Annotated in this window: 19 protein-coding genes and 4 pseudogenes; 8 read left to right on the top strand and 15 right to left on the bottom strand. The window is 39.6% G+C overall.

What is annotated here, in order from left to right:
- From ispC to rpsB, 7 genes and pseudogenes are all read right to left on the bottom strand, one after another.
- Window positions 1-1206 carry a 1-deoxy-D-xylulose-5-phosphate reductoisomerase gene (ispC, locus tag P20652_RS09620; protein ID WP_008168620.1) on the bottom strand — a complete coding sequence of 402 codons (1206 nt, stop codon included), beginning with the start codon at window positions 1204-1206 and terminating at the stop codon, window positions 1-3.
- Window positions 1203-2070 (bottom strand): annotated as a pseudogene (locus P20652_RS18045) (phosphatidate cytidylyltransferase). The gene ispC and the pseudogene P20652_RS18045 overlap by 4 nt, the downstream one beginning before the upstream one ends.
- An 11-nt stretch (window positions 2071-2081) precedes the next feature.
- The gene (locus P20652_RS09625; RefSeq protein WP_008168616.1) at window positions 2082-2852 is read right to left on the bottom strand and encodes an isoprenyl transferase; all 771 of its coding nucleotides are present in this window, start codon (window positions 2850-2852) and stop codon (window positions 2082-2084) included.
- Between the two features lie 323 nt (window positions 2853-3175).
- Complete coding sequence (gene frr, locus P20652_RS09630; RefSeq protein ID WP_370587472.1) at window positions 3176-3697, bottom strand: ribosome recycling factor; 522 nt, start codon at window positions 3695-3697, stop codon at window positions 3176-3178.
- A gap of 50 nt (window positions 3698-3747) precedes the next feature.
- The gene (pyrH, locus tag P20652_RS09635) at window positions 3748-4497 is read right to left on the bottom strand and encodes a UMP kinase (protein ID WP_008168615.1); all 750 of its coding nucleotides are present in this window, start codon (window positions 4495-4497) and stop codon (window positions 3748-3750) included.
- Between the two features lie 158 nt (window positions 4498-4655).
- The gene (gene tsf / locus P20652_RS09640) at window positions 4656-5507 is read right to left on the bottom strand and encodes a translation elongation factor Ts (RefSeq protein ID WP_008168613.1); all 852 of its coding nucleotides are present in this window, start codon (window positions 5505-5507) and stop codon (window positions 4656-4658) included.
- Window positions 5508-5611: 104 nt separating this feature from the next.
- Window positions 5612-6340, bottom strand: coding sequence for a 30S ribosomal protein S2 (gene rpsB / locus P20652_RS09645; protein WP_008168612.1), 729 nt, complete (start codon window positions 6338-6340; stop codon window positions 5612-5614).
- A gap of 219 nt (window positions 6341-6559) precedes the next feature.
- On the opposite strand from rpsB, the gene map reads away from it, so the two are divergent.
- The 3 genes and pseudogenes from map (at window position 6560) to dapD (ending at window position 10931) form a co-directional block, all read left to right on the top strand.
- Window positions 6560-7396, top strand: coding sequence for a type I methionyl aminopeptidase (map, locus tag P20652_RS09650; protein ID WP_272941823.1), 837 nt, complete (start codon window positions 6560-6562; stop codon window positions 7394-7396).
- Window positions 7397-7476: 80 nt separating this feature from the next.
- Window positions 7477-10094 (top strand): annotated as a pseudogene (glnD, locus tag P20652_RS09655) ([protein-PII] uridylyltransferase).
- A gap of 9 nt (window positions 10095-10103) precedes the next feature.
- The gene (dapD, locus tag P20652_RS09660) at window positions 10104-10931 is read left to right on the top strand and encodes a 2,3,4,5-tetrahydropyridine-2,6-dicarboxylate N-succinyltransferase (RefSeq protein ID WP_002958324.1); all 828 of its coding nucleotides are present in this window, start codon (window positions 10104-10106) and stop codon (window positions 10929-10931) included.
- Between the two features lie 152 nt (window positions 10932-11083).
- Here the strand turns inward: dapD and P20652_RS09665 are convergent, their stop codons facing one another.
- Entirely contained in the window at window positions 11084-11848 is a 765-nt protein-coding gene (locus P20652_RS09665) for a DUF2971 domain-containing protein (RefSeq protein ID WP_008168606.1), read from the bottom strand.
- A gap of 368 nt (window positions 11849-12216) precedes the next feature.
- On the opposite strand from P20652_RS09665, the gene P20652_RS09670 reads away from it, so the two are divergent.
- From P20652_RS09670 to P20652_RS09685, 5 genes are all read left to right on the top strand, one after another.
- Window positions 12217-13455 carry an efflux RND transporter periplasmic adaptor subunit gene (locus P20652_RS09670; RefSeq protein WP_008168604.1) on the top strand — a complete coding sequence of 413 codons (1239 nt, stop codon included), beginning with the start codon at window positions 12217-12219 and terminating at the stop codon, window positions 13453-13455.
- 13 nt (window positions 13456-13468) lie between these two features.
- Complete coding sequence (locus P20652_RS21340) at window positions 13469-13843, top strand: ATP-binding cassette domain-containing protein (protein ID WP_008168602.1); 375 nt, start codon at window positions 13469-13471, stop codon at window positions 13841-13843.
- Between the two features lie 23 nt (window positions 13844-13866).
- Window positions 13867-14148: an ATP-binding cassette domain-containing protein gene (locus P20652_RS21335; RefSeq protein WP_008168600.1), complete on the top strand. Its 282-nt coding sequence runs from the start codon at window positions 13867-13869 to the stop codon at window positions 14146-14148.
- On the top strand, window positions 14148-16208 hold the full coding sequence (locus P20652_RS09675) for an ABC transporter permease (RefSeq protein WP_008168599.1): 2061 nt from the start codon (window positions 14148-14150) through the stop codon (window positions 16206-16208). The genes P20652_RS21335 and P20652_RS09675 overlap by 1 nt, the downstream gene beginning before the upstream one ends.
- Window positions 16209-16517: 309 nt before the next feature.
- A complete protein-coding gene (locus P20652_RS09685; protein ID WP_008168597.1) occupies window positions 16518-16955 on the top strand; it encodes a hypothetical protein in 438 nt (145 codons plus the stop codon).
- Window positions 16956-17014: 59 nt separating this feature from the next.
- On the opposite strand, the gene P20652_RS09690 is transcribed toward P20652_RS09685, so the two are convergent.
- From P20652_RS09690 to pspB, 7 genes and pseudogenes are all read right to left on the bottom strand, one after another.
- Window positions 17015-17359, bottom strand: a complete 345-nt coding sequence (locus P20652_RS09690) for a 4a-hydroxytetrahydrobiopterin dehydratase (protein ID WP_002958326.1) — start codon at window positions 17357-17359, stop codon at window positions 17015-17017.
- Window positions 17360-17396: 37 nt separating this feature from the next.
- Window positions 17397-18193, bottom strand: a pseudogene (gene phhA, locus P20652_RS18035) (phenylalanine 4-monooxygenase).
- Window positions 18194-18424: 231 nt separating this feature from the next.
- Window positions 18425-19612, bottom strand: a complete 1188-nt coding sequence (gene megL / locus P20652_RS09695) for a methionine gamma-lyase (protein WP_008168594.1) — start codon at window positions 19610-19612, stop codon at window positions 18425-18427.
- Between the two features lie 140 nt (window positions 19613-19752).
- The gene (locus tag P20652_RS09700) at window positions 19753-20778 is read right to left on the bottom strand and encodes a YcjF family protein (RefSeq protein WP_008168593.1); all 1026 of its coding nucleotides are present in this window, start codon (window positions 20776-20778) and stop codon (window positions 19753-19755) included.
- Window positions 20775-22192, bottom strand: a pseudogene (locus P20652_RS09705) (YcjX family protein). Before P20652_RS09705 ends, P20652_RS09700 begins: the two are co-directional and overlap by 4 nt.
- A 63-nt stretch (window positions 22193-22255) precedes the next feature.
- Window positions 22256-22657 carry an envelope stress response membrane protein PspC gene (gene pspC, locus P20652_RS09710; RefSeq protein WP_008168590.1) on the bottom strand — a complete coding sequence of 134 codons (402 nt, stop codon included), beginning with the start codon at window positions 22655-22657 and terminating at the stop codon, window positions 22256-22258.
- A complete protein-coding gene (gene pspB, locus P20652_RS09715; protein WP_008168589.1) occupies window positions 22654-22887 on the bottom strand; it encodes an envelope stress response membrane protein PspB in 234 nt (77 codons plus the stop codon). Before pspB ends, pspC begins: the two co-directional genes overlap by 4 nt.
- Window positions 22888-22948 lie beyond the last annotated feature (61 nt).

Here is a 22948-nt window from a genome sequence, read left to right as displayed (position 1 = left end):
TTAATGCGCCACTTTTGTTATAAATTCTGAAGCGCTAATACGCGCTAATTTATCGCAGTCTAAAATTTCGTCTAAACTTTGTACATTGGTGTACGTTGCAGCTTCAAGGGTCTGTGCATTTATTTTATATATATCGGTAAAACCAATTTTACCATTTAAGAACGCCTCTACAGCTATTTCGTTAGCTGCATTAACCGTTGTTGTCGCCCCCTGCCCTGCAGAGCATGCATCAATAGCAAGTTGCAAATTAGGGTAACGAGTAAAATCAGGTTTAGTGAAGGTAAAATCAGAAATATCAGAAAAGTTTAACGGTTTAACACCTGCATTTATTCGTTCAGGATAAGCAAGTGCATGCGCAATAGGCGTGCGCATATCAGGATTTCCCATTTGCGCTAAAATAGAACCATCATGGTACTGCACCATTGAATGAATAATACTTTGCGGATGAATAACGACTTCAATATCACTGGCATCACAGTTGAATAACCACTTAGCTTCAATAAACTCTAAGCCTTTGTTCATCATAGTTGCGGAATCTACTGATATTTTTTTACCCATTGACCAGTTTGGATGTACCACGGCTTCATTGACAGTTACATCTTTAAGCGTATTTATATCACGTGTTAAAAACGGGCCACCAGAGCCGGTAAGCAAAATTTTACTTACGCCATGTTGCTGCAGGTTTTGATCGCCTTTGCCATTTTGTAACGAAGAAGGTAGGCATTGAAAAATAGCATTATGCTCGCTATCAATTGGTAGTAGCGTCGCTTTGTGTTGTTTGACTTTATCAATGAACAACTGACCCGACATAACTAAGGATTCTTTATTAGCTAGCAGTACTTTTTTACCTGCTTCTACTGCACTTAATGTTGGTAGTAAACCAGCTGCACCTACAATTGCCGACATTACAATGTCAACATCGGGATGAGCACATAAATCACTCATTGCTTGCTCACCGTGCATAACAAGAGTTTGACACTGAGTATTAGCTAAATGAGCAGATAGCTGTTCTGCGGCCTGCTGATTAGCCATAATTGCATAAAGCGGTTCATGTTCAATACACAACTCCGCCATTTTCTTTGCATTTTGTCCTGCAGTCAAAACAAAAACATCAAATAACTCTTTATTTCGCGACACAACATCAAGTGTACTTAAACCAATTGAGCCTGTTGCGCCTAAAATAACCAACAATTGCTTTTGGCTCATAAACTCAGAGTCCACGCATAGCACATAACAAACATTGGAGCCGCTGCCGTTAGGCTATCAATTCTATCTAAAATACCGCCATGACCAGGTAAGCAACTACCGCTATCTTTCAAACCAGCTTCGCGTTTAAACATACTTTCCAACAAATCACCTACTGCAGAAAATAAAGCAATAAATGCAGTCATTATGGCGTATATGGGCCAAACAACTAAATCAATATCAGTAAAATGACAAAAGACTAATAACAAAAATAATTGATGCAACAACGCCGCCGGCTAACCCTTCAATCGTTTTATTTGGGCTTACTTTAGGCATTAACTTATGTTTACCGAAACTTTTACCGGTAAAGTAAGCACCCACATCTGCGCTCCATACAATACCGAGTACTAATAAAATAAGCACAGAACCAAAATGAGTTGATTCGACGTATTGCGCGCTACGTAGTGTATTTAGTGCAAGCCATAACGGCACAAGCGTTAATAAACCTGCAATGCCGCGCATAACTAGGCCTTCATTCCATGCTTTTGCCATTGCTGGGTAGCGCCATATCAAATAGCTAGCGACAATCCACCAAGCAAATGCGAGCGTAAATACATAATTTGCATCACCAACTAATTTACCGTTTTGCCATAATGAATCTATTGGCCAATGTAAATTAAGTAATCCTAATAATGCGCCAACTAAAACGACAAATGAGCCTCTTTTAAGCTTGCTACACAATCCCATGAATGCAGACCACTCCCATGCACCCAATAATACTATTGCACCCGCAAAATAACTAAATAACGTAAGCGGTGTATAAAAAACCAAAGCTAACGCTAACGGAGCTAGCACTAGTGAGGTTAAAATTCGTTGTTTTAACAAAATTGTGACCCTTATTCTATTTGGGTTTGAGCGAGTAATTGTTTTATTTGTTCGCCCGTACAACCAAAACGTCGCTCTCTGGCAACGTAACATGCTATGGCTTCAGCAAATGCTGCTTCATTAAAATCAGGCCAAAGTGTGTCGGTAAAGTAAAGTTCTGCGTAAGCGGCTTGCCATAGTAAAAAGTTACTAATACGAACATCGCCACCAGTGCGAATAAGTAAATCAGGTACTGCCTGATCTGCCATGCTCATATGCTGCGCCAAACGCTCTTCGGTAATATCGTCTGTGTTGAGCTCGCCTTTCGCCACTTGCAAAGCTAATTGTTTAGCCGCGTTAGCAATATCCCAACGACCACCGTAATTAGCTGCTACATTTAAGCACAGCCCAGTGTTATTTTCTGTCAGTTCTTGTGCAGCATATACTTTGCTGCGCAAACCTTCTGAAAATCGTGATAAATCTCCAATAATGGTTAGTTTTACATTGTTTTTATGAAGCTTTTTAACTTCCTTTGTTAAAACAAAGAGAAAAAGCTCCATTAACGTGTTTACTTCGTCTTCAGGGCGGCGCCAGTTTTCACTACTAAAAGCAAATAAGGTTAACGATTGTATCCCCAATTTAGTACAAAACTGAACAGATTGACGCACTGCGTCCACACCTTTTTTATGCCCATATACACGAGGTCTATTTCTAGCTTGCGCCCAACGTCCGTTACCATCCATTATGATAGCAACATGCTTAGGTAAACATTGCTGTGAAATTGTGTCAGCGTCTAGAGCCATAAATATCGATTATTCCATAAAAAAACGCCGCCTAGTATACCCCAGACAGCGTTTCAAAACTAATAAATTTAATAGGTCCTGTCGACCTTGGACTAAGTAAAAACAAGCAAAGCTTCTGCTTTCTACTCACGCCCCTTTCTACATCCACGTAGACAACAAAGAGTTATCATCCCTAGGCAGAATCCTTTGGGCAGCGCGTGTTTGAATTTTATGCGTCGTTATCGCCTAATTACGGGGAATAACCACGCTATATAGGCTGTGCCTTGCCTAAAAAACAAACACCCTGCTGCAAATTCAACTTCAAAGGATAAACAGGATCTTACTTAAATTTCCATTAATTCTGTTTCTTTAGCAGCTAATAAAGTGTCCATTTCTTTAATGAACTTATCAGTCAGCTTTTGAATCGCATCATCAGATTGACGCGCTTCATCTTCAGATATGTCTTTATCTTTTAATAAAGCTTTCACATCGCCATTCGCATCGCGACGAATATTACGAATAGCAACACGACCGCCTTCAACTTCAGCGCGTACAATTTTAATTAAATCTTTACGACGTTCCTCTGTAAGAGGAGGAAGTGGTACGCGAATAACAGTACCTGCCGACATAGGGTTTAAACCTAAATCAGACGCCATAATTGCTTTTTCAACAGCTTGCGCTAATGACTTATCAAACACACCAATAGCAAGTGTACGAGAGTCTTCAATTGTTACGTTTGCAACTTGGTTTAACGGTGTTGGTGCGCCGTAGTAAGACACCATAATACCATCTAATATCGCAGGGTGAGCACGACCAGTACGGATTTTAGATAGTTGACTGCCTAGTGCTGTTACACTCTTTTGCATGCGCGCTTGCGCATCTTTTTGAATATCGTTAATCACGGTTCAATCCTAATCTATTTGATTATTTCATCTGAGGCTTGTGAAGAAATAAGGGTTCCCTCTTCTTCACCCATAATAACACGCTTAAGCGCGCCTGATTTATTCATATTAAATACGCTTAGTGGCATTTTATGATCGCGTGCCAAAGTAAACGCCGCTAAATCCATAACTTTTAATTCTTTATCAATAACTTCATTGTAGCTTAAATGGGTATAAAGCGTTGCATCTGGGTTTTTAACAGGGTCATCACTGTAAACACCATCAACCTTAGTTGCTTTGATTACGGTATCGGCTTCAATTTCAATACCACGTAAACACGCAGCAGAATCAGTAGTAAAGAACGGATTACCCGTACCTGCTGCAAAAATAACAACACGACCTGTTTTTAACAAACTAATTGCTTCAGCCCAGTTATAAGCGTCACATACACCATTAAGCGGAATAGCCGACATTAAACGACAGTTAACAAATGCACGATGCAATGCATCGCGCATTGCTAAACCATTCATAACGGTTGCAAGCATACCCATATGATCGCCTACAACGCGATTCATACCCGCTTCGGCAAGAGAACCGCCGCGTAAAAAGTTACCACCACCGATCACTAAACCCACTTCTACGTCGAGTTCTACCAGCTCCTTGATTTCTTGAGCCATGCGATCTAAAACTTTTGGATCGATGCCAAAGCCTGCGTCTCCCATTAAAGCTTCACCGCTTAATTTGAGAAGAACACGTCTAAAAATAGGTTTGCGATTGATAATCATAGTATTGGGGCCAACTTTTATTAAATTATGGATAAAAAATAACCGCGCTTATGTTAAACATAAAAGCGCGGTTATTTTAAAGAATTTCTAGCTGTGAAGCAAAACCAAATAGTACTTTAATTGCATCTAATTTCCTTTTGCATCACAAATAGTTAATCTTACTTAGCTTTAGCAGCAGCAATTTGAGCAGCAACTTCAGCAGCAAAATCTTCTTCTTTCTTCTCGATACCTTCACCAACTTCTACACGTACGAAGCTAGTAACTGTTGCGTTTTTCTCTTTAAGAATATCGCCAACAGACTTTTTAGGTTCCATGATGAAAGCTTGACCAGTAAGAGAAACCTCACCAGTGAATTTTTTCATGCGACCAACAACCATCTTCTCAGCGATTTCAGCAGGCTTGCCTTCATTCATCGCGATTTCGATTTGTACTTGCTTTTCTTTTTCAACAACGTCAGCTGGTACATCAGAAGGTGTTAAGTATTCAGGGCTAGATGCAGCAACATGCATTGCAACGTGCTTAAGTGTTTCTTCATCAGCAACACCCGCAACAACAACACCGATACGATCGCCATGACGGTACTCAACAAGGTTTTCACCTGTTACGTATTGTAGACGACGTACGTTGATGTTTTCGCCAATTTTAGTCACTAGCTCAACACGATCTTCTTCAAACTTAGCTTGTAAGTCTTCGATAGAGATTGTGTCAGCAATTGCAGCGTCAGCAACTTTATTAGCAAATGCTAAGAAGCTTACGTCTTTTGCAACGAAGTCTGTTTGACAGTTAACTTCTACTAGTACTGCAACACCCGCATTTTGCTTGATGATGATAGTACCTTCAGCAGCAATGTTACCTGCTTTTTTAGCAGCTTTAGCAGCGCCACTTTTACGCATGTTTTCAATCGCTAACTCGATGTCGCCATCAGTCTCAGTTAACGCTTTTTTACAATCCATCATGCCAGCGCCTGTGCGCTCGCGTAATTCTTTAACTAGGGCAGTAGTTACAGCCATTAGTAAATCCTCAAATCTGAAATCTGGTTTAGATAAGCGGGTTACCCGCTATACAAGAATAGCAAGTCTTCACCTTAAAAAGATGAAGACTTGATGACAGCTAATTACTCAGCTTCAACGAAATCGTCTTTCTCAGCTTGAGCAACGATGTTATTCTCGCGACCTTCAGTGATAGCAGCTGCAACAGCGCTAGTGTAAAGGCTTACAGCACGGATAGCATCATCATTACCAGGAACGATGAAATCAACGCCGTCTGGATTAGAGTTAGTATCAACGATTGCAACAACAGGAATACCTAGGTTGTTAGCTTCACGGATAGCAATGTGCTCGTGGTCAGCATCGATAACAAAAAGCGCATCTGGAAGACCGCCCATGTTTTTGATACCACCAAGGCTCTTTTCAAGCTTTTCCATTTCGCGGTTAAGCATTAACGTTTCTTTCTTAGTTAATTTCTCGAAAGTTCCGTCTTGGCTTTGAGCTTCAAGGTCTTTAAGACGCTTGATTGATTGACGAACTGTTTTCCAGTTAGTCAACATGCCACCTAACCAACGGTGGTTAACGTAAAACTGATCGCTAGCGATAGCTGCTTCTTTTACTGCTTCGCTTGCTGCGCGCTTAGTACCAACGAAAAGAACTTTACCTTTGTTTGAAGCAGCACCAGTTAAAAACTTAAGTGCGTTATTGAACATTGGTACTGTTTGCTCAAGGTTGATGATATGTACACGGTTACGTGTGCCGAAGATGAAAGGCTTCATCTTAGGGTTCCAGTAACGAGCTTGGTGACCAAAGTGAACACCAGCTTGAAGCATATCGCGCATTGAAACGTTTGCCATTTTATAGATCCTCTATAGTTGTTAGGGTTAGGCCTCCACATATCCCATAGCACCAACATCGAAGTATTTAAACTTCAAATGCACCCAAGTGTATGTGACGATACGTGTGTGTGTTAAAATCAAATTGTGTTTGCCTTAAATACAAAAAATCATTTAAGAATTTATTTGTAAAAAGACGGCGCGCTTTATACCATATTAAAATTAAATACTCAACATCGCGTGCAAAATTTATGCACCGATAAATGTTACAAACTCAACTTTGGAGCCTCAATGAGCGCTATTATCAAGACCCCTGAAGAAATAGAGAAAATGCGCGTGGCTGGGCGCTTAGCGGCAGAACTACTTGAAATGATCGGACCGCATGTTGTGCCAGGAATTACCACCGATGAGCTAAATACAATTTGTCATGATTATATTGTTAATGTGCAACAAGCAGTCCCTGCTCCATTAAATTATCATGGTTTCCCAAAATCAATTTGTACTTCGGTAAACCATGTTATTTGCCATGGTATTCCAAACGATAAACCATTAAAAGAAGGCGACAGCGTAAATATTGACGTAACAGTCATTAAAGATGGTTACCACGGTGACACATCTAAAATGTTCCACGTAGGTACACCAAACATTCAAGCTAAGCGTCTTGCAGAAGTAACACAAGAAAGCTTATATCTAGCCATTAAAATGGTAAAACCAGGTGTACGCTTAGGTGATATTGGCGAAGCAATTCAAAAATATGCAGAGAGTTTTAACTACTCAATTGTACGTGAATACTGCGGCCACGGTATTGGCGCAGGATTTCATGAAGAACCACAAGTAATGCATTACGGTAAAGCCGGTACAGGCGAAGCCTTAAAAGCAGGTATGTGTTTAACTATTGAACCGATGGTTAATGCTGGTAAGCGCCAATGCAAGCTTCTTAAAGATGATTGGACAGTCGTAACACGTGACCGCAGTTTGTCTGCACAATGGGAACACACATTATTAGTCACTGAAAATGGTGTTGAAATTTTAACGCTACGATCAGATGATACAATCGAGCGGATCATAGAACACTAATAATAGGGCGTGTGACTTTTTAAATTAATTAATTTTAATTTCTGAAAAGTTAACCTGCCCAATAAAAGGAGCCAGCCCACGTGGCATTACCCAACAAAGTAAAAAGTTACTCAGCGACGCTGAGCAACTGAGTGATTATCGCGATTGCTCTAACTATTTTTATAAATGGTTACATAATGAATTTTCTAAACAACCGGTTGGGAATTTAATTAATGCCCGGGCTGAGTTTATTGACCGCCTACTCATTAAGCTATTTCATGTTTACGATTTAGCGCGCGAATCTGATTTAGCATTAATCGCGGTAGGCGGGTATGGCCGTGGCGAGCTACATCCCTACTCCGACATTGATTTTTTGTTGCTCGTTACTGGTCAGCCAAGTGACGAAGTATGTGAAAAAATAGGTCAATTCGTCACCATGCTATGGGATCTCAATTTAGAGATAGGTCATAGCGTACATACAATTGAGCAAGCCATTGAAAAAAAACGTGGCGATGTCACCTTTGCTACCAGCTTGCTAGAAAGTCGCCTTATTTTTGGTAATCACATTGAGTTTGAAAAACTCAAAATGCACATAATTGAAACACCTGTATGGCGGTCTGGCGAATTTTTTACAGCCAAAGTTCAAGAACAAAATCTACGCCACAGAAAGTGTCACGGCACCGCGTATAACCTTGAGCCAAACATAAAAGAAAACCCAGGTGGTTTGCGCGACTTACAAACCATTATTTGGGTGGCAAAAAAGCATTTTAGAACAGAAACCTTACAAGAGCTCATAAGCCACGGGTATCTTACCCACGAAGAGTTTCAAGAGCTCTCAGAGTGTCTAGAAAATCTATGGAACATTCGCTTTGCACTGCATTTAGCCGCAGGACGTGCTGAAAACCGCTTATTGTTTGATCATCAGCCACTTGCAGCCGAAATTTTAGGATTTGGGAGCGACGGCAAAGCATCGGTTGAGCGTATGATGAAACGCTTATTTAGAATAATGAGCCGCGTAAGAGAGCTAAACCAAATGCTCCTTTCGTATTTTGAACAAAGTATTATGCCCGAAACGAGTGCAGTAGCGGCAATAGAACTCGACAGAAACTTTGAACAAGTGGGCCATCAAATAAGAGTAAAAGATCCGTCGGTATTTTTTAGGCGCGACCAACTCTTTGTATTGTTTGAGCACATAGCCGATAACCCAGCAATAACGCATATTTATCCAAGTACTATTCGTACTATTCGCCAAGTGCGCCGTCGTTTATTGGGTGATTTACAAGATTACGCAGCCTGTCGCGAAGCCTTTTTACGCTTAGTTAAACATCCTAACGGCATGGGCCGCGCGTTTACGCTCATGCATAAGCACGGCATGCTTGCCGCCTACTTACCGCAGTGGCGTAATATATTTGGGCAAATGCAGTTTGATTTGTTTCACGCCTACACTGTAGATGAGCACACCCACAAATTAATCAAAAACATTTACGAATATTTTGATAAAACAGGCATTAGCGAGTTTCCAATTTGCAGTGAAATAGTTACTCGAATGGACAAACCAGAGCTACTTTATTTAGCCGGTATATTTCACGACATTGCTAAAGGTCGTGGTGGCGATCACTCCGAACTTGGCGCTGTTGATGCAATAGCCTTTGCTAAATTACATGGTTTTTCATCCTCTGATGCAAAATTAGTAGCATGGCTTGTAAGTAACCATTTACTTATGTCGGTTACCGCACAGCGTAAAGATATAAATGACCCAACGGTAATTAAAGACTTTGCAACACGCGTAAAAACAGAGCGTCAACTCGACTACTTATATTGTTTAACGGTCGCCGATATACGCGCAACCAATGACAACTTATGGAACGATTGGAAAAACACCCTACTGCGTGAACTATACTTACACACGCAACGCGCTTTGCGCCTAGGGCTCGAAAACCCAATGGATCAACGCGACCAAATTCGCGATAAAAAGCACCAAGCTAAACAACGTCTTCTTAATTTAGGTTATCAAGAGGAAAAAATTGATTTAATTTGGAGCCGCTTTAAAGCCAACTACTTTACCGCTTTTAGCGAACAGCAAATATCATGGCAAAGTGAGCACTTATTAAACAGCCCCGATTTAAGCCAGCCAAGTGTTGTTGTATCTAATAAAGCTATGCATGGTGGCACACAAGTATTTGTATACAGCCCTTACTCTGGCCCTCTGTTTGCCCGATTAGTGAGTGTGATTGGCTCTAAAAAAGCGCAAATACAACACGCGCAAGTCCTGACCACAAAAGACGGTTACGCCTTGTTTAGCTTTGTAATACTTGAAGTAAGTGGCGATCCAATTGCCAGTGGTCGAGCGCAATCAATTAAACGCGGGCTTGAGCAAGCACTAAGCGATCCACGTAAAAAAATTCGCTTTAAAAAGAGCCGCTCTCAACGCTTTAAAGATTTTAATATTAAACCTAAAATTGTGTTGCGCCCACATGCACGCAAAGACCGTAGCTTAATAGAAATTCAAGCCGTCGATATACAAGGTTTACTAACCAAAATAGCCGAAGTTTTCCAAGCGCATTTACTCCACATTCACGCTGCCCGTATTACAACGGTAGGTGAACGTGCCGAGGATTTCTTTGTTGTATCTAATAACGAATACCAAGCGCTGACTGATGAAGAGCAAGCAAAAATTCATCAGGCATTACGTAAAAAATTCAACGCCGAAACAGAATAGAGGACACACATGTCAGATTTAAAAACGATGATCGAAAACGCATGGGACAACCGCGATAGTATTAGCCCAAGCACAGTATCAAGCGACGTAAAACAAGCCATTATCGACGCACTTGATTTACTTGATAGCGGCGCAGCACGCGTTGCTGAAAAAATATCCGGTGAATGGGTTGTACACCAGTGGCTTAAAAAAGCAGTATTACTGTCGTTTCGTATTCGCGACAACCAACCAATGAACGACGGCGTAAACCAGTTTTATGACAAAGTACCGCTTAAATTTAGCGACTACACGCCAGAGCAATTTCAACAAGGTGGTATGCGCGTAGTACCAAACGCTGTAGCACGTAAAGGCAGCTTTGTAGGTAAAAACGTCGTACTTATGCCATCGTATGTAAATATTGGCGCATACGTTGACGATGGCACCATGGTTGATACATGGGCGACTGTAGGCTCGTGTGCACAAATTGGTAAGAACGTACATTTATCAGGCGGCGTTGGCATAGGCGGCGTTTTAGAGCCTCTACAAGCTAACCCAACCATCATTGAAGACAACTGCTTTATTGGCGCACGTTCTGAAATTGTTGAAGGTGTAATTGTTGAAGAAGGCGCAGTAATTTCAATGGGCGTTTACATCAGCCAAAGCACCCGTATTTACGACCGCGAAACCGGCGAAATTCACTACGGCCGCGTACCAGCAGGCGCAGTAGTTGTACCAGGCGCACTACCGTCAAAAGATGGTACTCACAGCCTTTACGCTGCAATCATCGTGAAGAAAGTAGATAAGCAAACACGTGAAAAAGTAGGCATAAACGCCCTACTACGCTCCATTGATGAGTAATCGTAGGTTGGGTTGAGTGAAACGAAACCCAACGATACTTTGAAGTTAAGTGTTCTAGCTAAACTTTAATTGTATATAAAAAAGCTCTAAGCCGTTGGTTTGGAGCTTTTTGGTTTCTCAAAAGAAAGCTTTAAACGTTACAACATCTTTCTCTAATCTACTTTTAATTTATATTTCCCCTCAACCATTTTAGCTTGAATGATTGGTATGTCTTTTTTTAATTTCTGTGATAAATCATTTACTATTTGTGTCAGCCTTTCAATGTCTTTGCCTGAGGTTTTAACTCCAAATATAATTTTATTTATCTTATTTAAATTAAAATCATGGATACCAGGGCCCTTGTTACGAGTCAAAACTCTATATTCTTGCTCGTAAGACCAATCATTAGACTTAGTCAAAAAAACATCTTTTACCGCATCAAAGCTACCTTCCCCAACCTTGATAATTGGCATCTCATCCTTGTAAACAATATCGTAACCAATTAAATTACTTTCGCTATTATATAAATTCAGAGTAGGGTCATTAAGATCAATATCAAACTCTATTACAAAACCAGTGTGGTTGTGTGCATAATGTGACCACATCAGAATATTATCTGGCTTTTTACTAAAACAACAAATTCCTATTCTATCAATTATATCTTTATGAAAATCCCCAGAAGTTATCGAGTTCTCAATCCCTTTATACATTTTATTTTTGTTCTCAATTCGTCTGCTAGGACTCAGCTTTAAATGTTCTGATGCTTTTAGGAACAAATCTTTTCTCGATTTAAGATAGCTTAGTGATGCTTCCGTATTATAAGAAACAATACAATCAAACGGATCGTTAAAATCTTTATGACTGCTAAACTTTAAAGTCCCATCAATTAATATTGCTTGAGAACCAAAAGAGATAGGTAAATATTTATAAACTTTCATTAAACTCAAATACCCTCAATTAATCATTTAGCATTATAAGCTTATTTATACGTTTTTAAATTAAACATGAGCTGTATACCTGCCTCCCTAAAACTGTATGGATTTTACTGCTTATTCAACAAACAAGATAATCAAACCTTTATCCACTAAACTCCATTAAAATAAAATTTACATAGTTAACTTAGTGGTGATATAACTGAATGTGTTTTGGGAACGCAGTTGGTGTTAAATTAAACCATTAGCTGCCAGCTAAAAAATATTACTCAGCTAGCTTCCTCCCACACCCTTTACTTAAGGAAAGTAAAAACTCTAACTAAAACTGCGTTTACCACATTTTAAAATAACAAAAGCACAAGTAGGTTGTACTAATGGAAGAGTATTTAATCGTTAAACAAAAAAGTAGATACCCTATCGCTATTGCGGCTTTATTGTTGTTATTGGCTTTGGGTTATTTAATTAAGATACTGCTTTTCTCAAATGATATTCCTGAACGTTATTTAAAGCCAATATTAGTCTCTCAAGTATCATTACCCAATGTATTAAAAGGGATTGGCACAATAGAGCCTACACAAAGAGAGCTTTTGTCTGCGCCGCTAAAAGGCAATATCAACACACTTACAATTCGTGAAGGGCAAGCTATAAAAAAAGGCCAAGTATTAGCAAAGCTGACTAACTACGAATTGGAGCAAGATATACATAATGCGAGTTACGAGCAGCTTAATTTAGAATCTCAAGTGGCTATTGATAAAAGTAATTTAGCAATTAAACTCTCGCAAATTAAAGTCGATTTATCTAAAGCTAAAATGGCGTTGCAGCAGCAAGCGCTTGAATTAAATGCAAATAAAGTTTTACTGGAACAAGGTATTATTTCTGCAATTCGCTTTAAACAAAGCGAAATGCTTTATAAGCAAAGTGAACTTGAAGTTAATGCTAAAAATGATGAACTTAGCCTATTTAAAGAGGCATTTGATCAGCAATTAATTGCGCTTGATAACAAGGTAAACATAGCAAAAAACAAACTTAGCTATTTACAAAGGCGTCAAGAGCAACTAACACTCACAGCAAACTTTGACGGTACCGTAAGCCAAAACTTAGCTAAATTAGGTCAAGCGGTTACTCAAGGGCAATCACTGTTTGAGTTAATAGAGACCGACAACTTACTGGCTAAAATACAAGTCCCTCAGTATTCATCTAATCAGTTAAAAATAGGCCAAAAAGCAGACATAGTTACACCCAGTGGCACAATTGCAGCTAAGGTAGATTATATAGATACGGTAATAAGAAATGGCGCTATTAATGTATTTTTAGTATTAGACGCTTCCCCTCCATCATGGCTTAGAAGCAGCCAAGCAATAGAAGCTCATATTTATTTGGAGCAATCTTTAGTAGTTCAAAATATTAAAAAACCGAATGATTTTGATAACTACAGTCTGTGGAAAATATATGAAATAACGCCCTCCAGCAAAGCTATTCTTACTCATATAAACTACAAAACGACTGAGCAAGACACTTTAAGCTTTGATGGGTCGTTACAAGGTAACTATGTTTTATTACTACCAGCTGCTTACGCCACTCAAAGTAACCTTGATTTGAAAAAAGCATTTTAATGAGGTGTCAGTTATGAGTTATCCGTTAATAGAGTTTAATAATGTTTTTTATCAATACCCTAATACCAAAATTGATACTCTCAAAGCTGTAAGTTTTAAAATAAACAGTGGTGACTACATTGCAATAACTGGTACTTCTGGCAGTGGTAAAAGTACCCTACTTTCTATTTTAGGTTTACTAAACTTACCTAGCCAAGGGCAATACACTATTTTAGGCACTAACACAGCAGACTTAACATCCGACTCTATTGCAGCCATTAAAAACAGAGAACTTGGTTTTATATTTCAAAACTTTAATTTATTAAATCATTTAAGCGTATTTGATAACGTAGCTTTGCCACTCAGTTACAACAAGTCGGTACCTAGAAAGGATTATCAAAAAAAGTAGAAGCTGCGCTTAATAAAGTAAATATGCTTGAATTTATTGATAGAAAGCCAAGCCAATTATCAGGCGGGCAACAACAAAGAGTTGCTATTGCTAGAGCATTAATAAATGAGCCCTCTATTATTTTAGCCGATGAGCCAACGGGTAATTTAGATTCGAGTAATAGCGAACAAATATATCAGTTACTCAATAAGCTAAACGACGATGGCAAAACAATTTGCTTAATAACACATGATGAAAACCATGCTAAAACAGCAAAAACGCGTTTGTATATTCAAGACGGACAGCTTAGTGCGCAAGGTTTTTGATGCTGAACTTAATTACTGATCTGACCTTAAACTGGCTAAAATATGCTAAGCAAAATACTAAATTATGGCTTAGCTGTTTATTGCTGAGTATTCCTTTATGTTTAATTTTAAATATAAGTAATATTCATAGTCAGTTTTTATCAGCCGATTACACGGCAATAAATAACATCCACAACATTAAACAAGTTTACTTAAGTGATACTCAAAATGACTTACCCGTTGATGAGTACATTTTTGATGAAATAACCTTATTGCACCAAGATTTAGTCGGCGTTTTTGAACGCTCTATTGATTTATCATTAAAGCTTTCGGTTAATCATGATAGTGAGCCTGTTAAGGTAAGCTTTATGTCGGGGGGTTATAAACAATTAGGTATCATTCCTGCCTTAGGCAGCTTTAATCAATTAGACTTCCCAAAACAAGGCAGCGCACTAAGTGCCGCCATTAGCTATTCGTTTTGGCATACTCATTTTAAAGGTGTCACTGATATTATTGGCAAACAGCTTGTTGTTAATAATAAAAGCATAAACATTGTTGCTGTAATGCCAAAAGAGTTTAAAAGCTTTAAACGTGCCTATGAACCTAAACTCGTTATTCCTTACTCGCAACTCAAGCGTATTTTGCCTCAAGAAAGTAGACTGACCCCAGATACATTTACGTATATTCTAGGAAACGTTAAAAATAAAACACTCTTTTTAAGCTTGCTAAATAAGCACTTACAAAACGAAATGTTTATATTTGATAACACCGAACTTAAGTTTAGTGATGGTATTGGCGTTAACCCTACTCACTTTAATAAAATATTGAAGCGCCTAAACTTATTGCAGTTACTTTATTATATTTTACTCATATTTAGCTTTATAGCCTTTTGTGCATTTTACTGTGCAGAGTCAATTAAAAAGCAACAAGAAGAAACTATACGCAAACTATGTGGAGCCAATAACAAACACATTTTTGTGCAGCAAATTATTGATATTGCACTCACAAGCCTACTACTTATTATTGTAATGTGCGCTTTGTATCCACTGAGCGACCGCATCAGCGCAATTTTATTACCAAGCCTGAATCAGCTAAGCAGCTCTTTTTCATTATTTACGCTGGCGGTATTTTACATTGTTATTATTACTTTTTTATCGGCGCTTAGTTATTTTCAGCGAAGGTGGATACACAGCAGTATTGGACGCAGCCAAAGTGCAACAACAAGCGAAAAAGTACAAGTGTTCTCATTGCTTTCATTACTTACTAGCCTTGCTATTACAAGTGTTTACATTAGTAGTTTGGTTATTTACAGCCAGATTAATTTAAATAACAAAAGTATGGGTTTTAATGCAGACAATATTCTAATTGCCAGCTTTAGTTTTCCACAATCACCTAACGAGGCCTTTAATGCAAATAACTCTGCTCAACAATTAATTCAGCAATTAAAATCACTACCTATTATTGAAGAAGTATCACTTAGCTCTGCCCCGCCACTATCAGATCGCAGTGGGTTTAGTGCATGGTACACCGTTACCGGACAAGCTATCAGTTCGGGAAAAAGCGCTAGTACCGCAAGCCATAGAGTGAGCCCGCATTACTTTAAAACTATTGGCGCTAAGCTTATCTCTGGGCAAAGCGTGCAATGGCAACAGTACCAAAACATTGTCGTTAACAGCGCGTTATGGGATCAATACTTTGCAGGTACAGAACTAAGCCAAGCTTATTTATTAGCCCAATTTGATACTGGAAAAGTAAAACATAAAGTAGTTGGCGTTGTTAATGATATTTATAACGAAGGAGCCGACACACCCGTTCAGCCAACTGTATATAGTGTAATAAGTGCCCTGACAGGTTTTGAGACAATTATAATTAAAACTTATGCGCCCATCACACAAGTTGAAAATGAACTCCAAACGGCAGTAAGAGCATTAAGTGTAAACTTTAACGATTTATCACTTACCCCCCTTTCGTCTTTAGTAAAAAATGAGCAAGCCCCTACGAAATGCATTACTTATAATTACCGTTGTGTGTTCATCAATTCTTCTACTCTCTGCCTTTTTATACAACTACAGCAGTATTAAACAACTTACGGCTAAATCATCCACAGAGCTTGCATTAAGACGTGCTATGGGCGCTCGCAGCTACCAAATATGCTATTTATTTTTAAAGCTCTTTTTCACTGCATTTGTAATAACCCACATAGTTATTATTGCGTTATTTTTCACCCAACATGAAAAACTACAAACTTTTTTATTTCAACAATCCGTTTTTGACCTAAACACGATACTTACAGTGCATTTAGTCATTTTGTTAGCGGTTATATGTATTATTGCTATAGAGATTAAAAAAACACTTAACAACTCGTGGAATAGCTTAACTTAAGGATAAGCATGTACAAATTACTACTAGCTACACTACTTATATATAGCGGAAATACATACGCTGAGCAGTATAGTTTCTCTCATTACCAAATGACTAAATCGCCCATTGGTAATACCGCACCGCAAATGTTTTTGTTTAACAGCAAAGGCGAGTTGATTTATTACTCTGATAAATATTTACCTAATATTTTATCCATTTTTAAAAATAAACAAAGCCATCCTGATTCTGATTTAATTAAAAGTAACCTAGAGCAGCTGTTAACAACATTGCCCGATTTTACCCAGCAAAAGTATACGTTGTTTTACACCTCAATAGATGAAGATGTAGGCCCCTGTCCGCCTTGTAGGCAACAAGAAAAAACCATCGACATGCTTAAAAGTAAGTTTTCAGATAAGCAGCTAAAGGTTCATTCAATTTCTATAAATGCCAGTAACGACGGCATATAAAAAGCCCGCTAAATAATTTTAGCGAGCTTTTTGTTGCGAAGGTTAGACCTTTAAAAAGTTTACAGCGCGTTAAATACGTCGTCTGTTTTAGCTGCGCAAATAAAGTCGTTTTTGTGTAGGCCTTTAATTGAATGGCTCCACCATGTAACCGTTACTTTGCCCCACTCGGTTAATAAACCTGGGTGATGGCCTTCGTCTTCTGCCATGTCGCCTACTTTGTTAGTAAACGCGATAGCCTGTTTAAAGTTTTTAAATTTATAAACACGCTCAAGCTGCATAATGCCGTCGCGTACTTCTGGTACCCAGTCTGGGATTTTAGTAATTAATTGTGCTAACTCTTCGTCAGATACTTTTGGCGCATCTACATGACAAGCTTCGCATTTTTGTGCACTTAATGAAGACATTCTAAATCCTTACTTTTAGCTTTTTTAGCATTAATGTTTAACTGGCTAATTTTTCTTTTGGTGGAAATTTTGGGTCATGCAAACCAAGCTCTTTAGCTCGCTCAACCAAAGTCATAATATCCATTTGCGATATATCAAACAGATCATGAATCGAATTTATGGTGTAGTACTGTGGTTGCATAATATCAATACGGTACGGCGTACGCAGTACATCAAGCACATTCATTGGGCTGATTTCTGGCGTGTTTGAGTACACGTACTGAGTTTCACCTGGGCTTGATAAAATACCACCGCCGTAAATACGCAGGCCGTCTTCGGTTTGCATTAAACCAAATTCAACCGTAAACCAGTATATACGCGCAAGGTATACACGGTCCTTTTTCTGCGCTGCGTAACCTAATTGCCCGTACTTGTGCGTAAACTCGGCAAAGTCAGGGTTAGTTAGCATGGCGCAATGGCCAAATATTTCATGAAAAATATCTGGCTCTTGTAGGTAATCAAACTCTTCGCGGCTACGAATAAATGTAGCTACCGGAAACTGCTTATTTGCCAGTAATCTAAAAAACTCATCAAAGTCGATAAGTGCAGGTACTGGCGCTACTTGCCAACCGGTAGTGGCTAGTAACACTTCGTTTAGTTCGCTTAACTGCGGAATACGATCGTGCGGCAAGTTAATCTTTTTAACCCTTGCATGTACTCGTTGCAGGCTTTGCCTTCAATGCATGTAAGCTGGCGCGCTACAAGCTCAGACCAAATTTTATTTTCTTCATCACTCCAGTGTATAACACCATTTTCGTCTGGTGTTTTGGATGTGTATTTACTTGCTTTAGCCATAAATACCTTCTTGGGTGTGAGCCCTAAATCGGTGTCAGTGTGATATTCAAACCTATTGAATATCGAATGACCCCATACTATGCAAAAGTGAAGAAGAGTTTAATAGATAGGCTAACATCAGTATTTGGCGCGATCACCCCAATCGTAAAGTAAAAATTACACCTGTGGCACATTAAAAATACAGACCTTAAAATAAAGGCCTGCAGCTCATTTTTATGTGTACACAATTAATTACACACAACCAATTTTAGTAAAAGCTTGGTTTAAATCACTAATAATGTCGTTAACATCTTCAAGCCCAACCGAGAGTCTGATCAGCCCATCACTTATTCCAGCGGCGGCTCGCTCCTCTGGCGTATAAGGCGAGTGAGTCATTGATGCAGGATGCTGAATCAGTGTTTCAGCGTCGCCGAGGCTTACTGCAAGTGTACAAAGTTTCATACTATTAATAAATTGCGCGCCTTCTTGTATCCTACCTTTTATTTCAAACGCAATAACACCACCAGCGGCTTTCATTTGGTTACCAATAAACTTATAACCTGGGTGCGATTTAAGCCCTGGGTAATATACTGTGCTTACTTGTGGGTGCGCTTCTAGATATTCGGCTATCGTTTGTGCGCTTTGACAATGACGCTCTATTCTAATGGCGAGTGTTTTTAGACCTCGATTAATTAGCCATGCATCGTGCGGGCTTATGGTTGCACCAATATCTTTTAATACGGTCATTTTGATGTGTGTTATGTGCTCAAGCGATCCACATACAATACCGGCGACTACGTCTCCGTGACCATTTAAGTACTTGGTCGCACTGTGCATTATAATGTCGATACCGTATTTTTTTGGTGATTGTAGTAGCGGCGTTAAAAAGGTGTTGTCGACCACACTAATTAAATTGTGCTCTTTAGCAACTGCGCCAATGAGTGCCAAATCAATAACCGCCATAGTGGGGTTAATTGGCGTTTCTACAAATATCATTTTTGAATTAGGTTTGATGGCAGCGCGTAGTTCGTCCTCGTTGGTCATATCAACAAAGGTGACTTCAATTCCCCAGCGCGGCAACATGTGCGAGAAAAACGCAAAGGTACAACCATATAAAGCACTTGAGGCAACAAGATGATCTCCCTGCGATAAAAAGCTCAGTACTGAGGCAGATACAGCCCCCATACCCGTTGCGGTTGCAGCTGCCGCTTCACAGCTTTCTAGTTGAGCAACTTTTTGTTCAAGTTCTGTGGTTGTAGGGTTTCCTAAACGCGTATAAATATAGCCAGGTTCGTCGCCTGCAAAACGCGCAGCACCTTGTGCGGCATTTTCAAAATGAAAAGTAGAGGTTTGATACAAAGGAGAAGTGAGTGCGCCGTGCGGGTCGTTTGCTTTTTGTGGTCCGTGAATACATTGGGTGTTTATATGATGCTTGCTCATTGTAGGCTCATTTTTTGATTATTATGTTTTTGCAATTCATCAATCAAAACGTATGCGCTTACAAACAGCAAGCATGCCAGATGCTCAGATGGCTATTTGTGCAAAGTTTACTCGCTCACCTGTACATAAATATTGCCAAATTATTGAGCAGACTCTGGTTTTTTACGACTCATTATTTTACCTGCAATACTTTGCACAGTGCCTTTTAACAAGCTACGCTTGTTTTCAAGCCGTGGTAATGGGCGGCTAAGCTCCATTGCTTTGTAACCAATACGCGCTGTAAAAATACCGGCGCTGACCCCTTGCGCTGCCCGCCCCGAAAGTTTACCTAGCAGTTCAGCACTCAGTGCAGTTGCAGCAAGGTCAGATACAAGCTCAGCACTGCCAACAAACATCACTTGTTTTATCAGCATACGGTATAACTTTATACGGCTCGCGTAGCCAAAACCAATGCCGTAAATTTTACCAATTTGTTCTATTAACTTAGTACCGCGCCAAAGCACGGCCATCATATCCACCAGCGCAAGTGGGCTTAGGGCAACTAGCAGTGCAGATTCAGTCGCAAAACGATTTATAAGCTTTTTAGCTTTGGTGTCTTGGGTTATTAATAAGCTGTTGGCGTACAACGTCATTATTTCTTTGTCACTGTGATGCGTAGCTACTTGATCTTTAAAGGTTTCAAAGTTATCAAGCTCCTGGTGTTTATTAAGCTTTTCGAGCCAAGGTAATGCACCGCCTACTTGCTCGCTGTTTAAAAGTCTGTCGGCTTCAACTCGGTGCAATTGGTTACGCTTTAAACTGCGCAGCATTCGATACTCTCGCCACAATAAGCGCCCTATTAGCAATACGCCACTTACAACCGCTGTTAAATAAACACTGCCTAAAATGATTGACTGCTCGAAAGCAAATACTAACGAGTATGCAAACTCTAAAAGCACCAGCACTATAAAGCTAATAGCAAAAACACCTTTGGGCGTTTGCCATTTTGACTTTTTGTATACAGGCTCCAGATCTATTTCTGGCTCCAGTGCTTCATCTTCAAGCTCTTCGTAATCACTTTGCCCGTGCTGAATAATTTTTGCAGGTGCTAAAACGGGTTCGTTTTGTTCAATGCTTTGCGTATCTATGCGACGCCCTGCTTGAAATGGTTGGTTTGACTCACTCATGTTAATTTGTCTCCTAGCAGGTACTGCATGACATGATCTAATCGAATATGTTTTAGTTGTTTATCGGGGCTCGGCATTGGAGAGAACGATAAAAACTCAAATCCCTGTGCTGGCCACTCATTTTTATTAAGCATCCGCGAGGGAGGTTGGGGCGGTAAATACGTAAGCCAATCAGGCTCGTGTAATGGTTTGCCGTAAATGCAGTCAAGCGTTTGGCCTTTGTCGGCAATTTGGCGCGGCTGCGTGGCTGTAATTGACGACATAGCCATGGTTTCTATTTTTACACCATCAAACTTTAAATGATTGCTTTGCTCATGCACGAGCGAATCAAGTAGCAGTGCTAAATCTTTATGGTGCTTAGCACTTATATGATCTGACTTATTAGCTGCAAATAATATTTTGTCTATGTTTGGCTTAAATAAACGTTTAAAAAAGCCTGATTCGCCATAATTAAAGTGTGCGAGTAATTGGTTTATTACACTGCTTTGCTCTTGGAGTGTTTCGTGCCCTTCGTTTAATGCACTTAGTACATCTACAAGTACAATTTGGCGATCAAAGTGCCTAAAATGCTCATTATAAAATGGTTTTACGACTTCTTTTATATAGGCGTTAAAGCGCTTAATTAAATGCGCTAAATTAGAACCCGCAACAACATCGTCACTGTTTACCTCACCCGATACCGGGAAAAACAATAATAATGGTGCGCCTTGTAAGTCGCCAGGCATAAGCATGCGCCCAGGTTGCAACATGGCAAGTTTGGTGTCTTTTTTAAGCCCTACTAACATGCTTTGATAAAGCTGAGCAATATGAGCAAGTGCGTTTTCATCAACGGGAGCGTTTAAGTCAAGTTGCTCAACGGCCATTAAAAAATCACTTGACGTGTTTACGCGCGAAGGCTGAGTTAATAATGGATATTGCTGCTCGCACCATTGAGCATAGCTTTGCTCAAGCATAGGTAAATCAAGGAGCCATTCACCCGGGTAGTCAATAATATCTAAATAAAGTGTTGATTGCGGCGAAAAATGGCCGCGCAGCCCTGCGTTACTTTGATACTTTATTGCCAAGCGCAGCGTATTAATACGCTCGGTAGATGCAGGCCATGTAGGCATCCCATCGCTGGGTAATAATGAGTTTAGCGCGCGCGTATAATTAAACGTAGGGACTTTTAACGCCTCTTGCGGCACAACTTTAGTGGCCACATGGCGATGCTCGCGCATTACATCAAAAAAGGTAAGTTTTTATCGTCCGCTTGGGTTGTTAAATGTTTAACAAGCGCGGTAATAAAGGCTGTTTTACCGCTACCACTTAGGCCTGTTACGGCTAGTTTTACGTGTTGGTCTAAACCGCGATGAAGGGCTTTTTGTGCTTTGCCTTTAATACTTTTAAAGGTCTTTTTTGCGAATGATTGGCTCATAAAGTGTCTTGCACCTAATTTGCCGTAATTTATCACGCTGCAAATAAGGTGCTATTAAATCCTTTAAAGTTTGTTAATTTCACGACTCACCGTAAACTCGCTTGAAGTTACATGGCGCTCCATATCTTGAAGGCGAGTATCTACACGCGTTAAACGCTCTTTTAAATCTTGCAATGCGCGGCGCGGTGGCTCGCCTTTTTGCCATACTTTCAATTTTACTTCTAGCGGATCGTCATGTTTAGTTGAGCTGTTAGTTTGCACTGTTGCGGGCTCTTTTTTATCTAAAATGAACCAGGCTGCAATATACGCTACCACAAATAATGGGCCACCCGTTAGCAGTACCGCACTAACAAATATAATGCGAACTAACCATAACTCCATATTAAAGTAGTCACTTAATCCCGCACATACTCCGGCTATTTTACCGCGTTGTGGGTCTCTTAATAATTCGCGTTTGGCACTCATACTTTGCGTCTCCATTGTGGTGACTCTTGATCAAGCAATGCTTCAAGTGTTTCAACCCTGTCTGCCATTTTTTCGGCTTTATGTGCAAGCTCAAGTAACTGGCGATGTTCGTGCTCACTTAAACCTTGGCTTACTTGTTTTTTGCTACGGTAGTGCAAAATTAGCCACAGCGGGGCAACAAAAATCATAAACATAACAAATGGAACAATTATTACATCTGAATCAAACATAATCCTCTCCTGATAATCCGTTTTGATGTTTTTAAGCAGTGGGGCACTTTAAGTACCCCTT

Source organism: Pseudoalteromonas sp. BSi20652, assembly GCF_000239855.1.
Taxonomy (GTDB): Bacteria; Pseudomonadota; Gammaproteobacteria; order Enterobacterales; family Alteromonadaceae; genus Pseudoalteromonas.
The sequence above is the reverse complement of the archived record's forward strand: the minus strand, read 5'-3'. Positions and strand labels throughout refer to the sequence as shown.